3 protein-coding genes are annotated in these 2283 nt (G+C 66.4%); all 3 read left to right on the top strand.

Features of this window, described 5'->3' with window-relative positions; all coding sequences use genetic code 11:
* Positions 1–413 (top strand): ROK family protein (locus O7A61_RS31955; protein ID WP_337133132.1); only part of this gene is annotated, 413 nt, incomplete at its 5' end.
* Positions 410–1180, top strand: a complete 771-nt coding sequence (locus tag O7A61_RS31950; RefSeq protein WP_140505665.1) for a GntR family transcriptional regulator — start codon at positions 410–412, stop codon at positions 1178–1180. The genes O7A61_RS31955 and O7A61_RS31950, both read left to right, overlap by 4 nt.
* Positions 1181–1219: 39 nt before the next feature.
* Positions 1220–2011 (top strand): SIS domain-containing protein, encoded by a 792-nt coding sequence (locus O7A61_RS31945; protein ID WP_337133131.1) that lies wholly within the window; start codon positions 1220–1222, stop codon positions 2009–2011.
* The last annotated feature ends 272 nt before the right edge of the window (positions 2012–2283 follow it).

Here is a 2283-nt window from a genome sequence, read left to right as displayed (position 1 = left end):
ACATCAAGGATCATGGCGAGGAGCGCAGTGGCTGGCTGGAGCGCGTCGCCTCGGGCCGGGCACTCGATGCGCTTGCCGCCCAGATTGGCCTCGCCGATGGCCGCCAGCTGATCGCCGCCGCCCAAGGCGGGGAACTCGCCGCGCAGACCTTGCTGGAAGTGCCGGCGCGGCGGCTCGGCACCGCGCTTGCCGGCGCCGTGGCGCTGCTCGATCCGCAGGCGGTTCTGATTTCGGGAGGACTGGCCGAGGCGCTGGACGTAATCCGACCACCGCTGCTTGCCGCGCTGCGGCGCCAGTTGCCGTCGCATCTGCGTGGCATCGAGGTTCGGTCCGGCCGGTTCGGCCCGGGCGCCGGCCTTATCGGCGCGGCATTGGCTGGTCGCGCGGGGAAAGAGTGGAGACAGGTGCGATGAGCCAAGCGAGTTTTCAGCAGCCGGACCGGAGACGGCCGGAGCCGCTCTGGTATCAGGTCGAGGAGGCGATCCGCGCCATCGTGAAGAGCGGCGAATGGGCGACCGGCGACCAGATCCCGGCGGAAGACCGGCTGTGTGCCCTGTTCGGTGTCAGCCGCATCACCTTGCGCCACGCCCTGCGCAATCTGGAAGAAGGCGGGCTGCTGCGGCGCGAGCATGGCCGCGGCACCTTCGTGCGCTCCACCACGCTGGTGGCCGGCACGCGCGAGCTGACCAGCTTCACCCAGGAAATGGGGAATATGGGCGTGGTCGCCGGCTCGCGCCTGCTCGACTGCGGTCTGACATCAGCCAATGCGGCGGCCGCCGGCGCGCTGGAGATCGAGGAGGGCGATCCGGTGGTGCGCATCCGGCGTCTCAGGTTGGGCAACAGCGAGCCGATCGGCATCCAGACGGCGCAGCTTTCGGCCGCGCGCGTGCCGGGCTTCCTCGACGCCGGCCTGCTGCAGGGTTCGCTCTACGAGGCGCTGGAGCGTCACTACGGCATTGTGCCGGCGGCCGCGCGGGAAAATTACCGCGTCGGCGCGGTTGGCGCGGCGGATGCCGAACTGCTCGACCTGCCCGCCGGCAGCCCCGCCTTCATCGTCGAGCGCATCACCACCGACGAGCGCGGCCCGTTCGAATTCACCGTCTCCATCATGCGCGGCGACCGCTACGAAATCCGCTCGACGCTGCGCGCCGGGCGCGTCCCGTCCAATCCGCGAAGCTGATCCACCCTCCCAAGCAGATCTTTAAACAGGAGTACCCACGTGTCCGATCTCTACATCCACCGTCTCGCCGCTCTCATCGACAAGGCCGCGAAAACCAATGAAGAGGCCTTCGGCCAGGCCGCCAGCCGCTTTGCCGACTCGCTGGAAGGCGGCGGGCTGGTCCATCTCTACGGTTCGGGCCATTCGGTGCTGCCTGTGCAGGAAGTGTTCCCGCGTTACGGCAGCTATGTCGGCTTCAATCCGCTGACCGACCCGCGCGTTATGTGGCACAACGTGCTCGGCGCCGGCGGGGTGCGCGAGCTTCTGTGGCTGGAGCGAACTGAAAACTATGCCGAGAAATTCCTCGACCACCAGCCGCTCAACAAGGGCGATTCGATCATCATCTTCGGCCACAGCGGGCGCAATTCGTCCGGCATCGACACCGCTCTCTATGCCAGGAAGCGCGGCATCTTCGTCGTCGCGGTGACCAGCAAGAACAATCTCGACAAACCGGCGACGCACTCCTCCGGCAAGCGGCTGGCCGACGCGGCGGATCTCGTCATCGACACCTGCTCGCCGATCGAGGACGCCATCGTACCGGTCGAAGGTTGGAGCCGTCCGGTGTCGGGCTCATCGACGGTGCTCGCCATGATCCTGGCGCATGAGTTGATCGCGCGCACGGCCGAGCAACTCGCCAAGCGCGGCATCGAACTGCCGGTCTTCGCCTCGCCGACGATCGCCGGCGTGACGTTGCACGATACCGACGTCATCTATGGTGTCTACCGCGAACGCATGCTGGAAGCGCAGAAGAAACACCTGCCGACCTTCCAGGCGACGATGCGCGGCGAATAATGTTGCGGCCGGGAAGGCGCTGCCGTCGCCTTCCCGGTGGACCACCGTCCCAGCAGATTGCGCTCGACGGTTTTCAGTGCGCCTGCAGGCCTGATCGACCACCGTTTCGCGCCCGACTGGGCCCACTACACCAACACGCCGGAAAAGCTAGAGCGTGATGAGATTAGTTTCGGTCATAGCCGGAGTTTTCGAAGTAGTGTGAGCATTCTGTCGGTGTGATGCGGTTGAGAATTTGGCCGATCGCGTCGCAGACGGTTTGGACGGTGCGGCTT

Origin of the sequence: Mesorhizobium sp. Cs1321R2N1 (genome assembly GCF_037179725.1) — a bacterium.
GTDB classification, from domain to species: domain Bacteria; phylum Pseudomonadota; class Alphaproteobacteria; order Rhizobiales; family Rhizobiaceae; genus Mesorhizobium; species Mesorhizobium salmacidum.
This window is presented reverse-complemented; position numbering and strand designations above follow the sequence as displayed.

Bases quoted from the DNA above. Each gene is read 5' to 3' on its own strand.
- O7A61_RS31950 (WP_140505665.1), top strand. From the start codon at position 410: ATGAGCCAAGCGAGTTTTCAGCAGCCGGACCGGAGACGGCCGGAGCCG.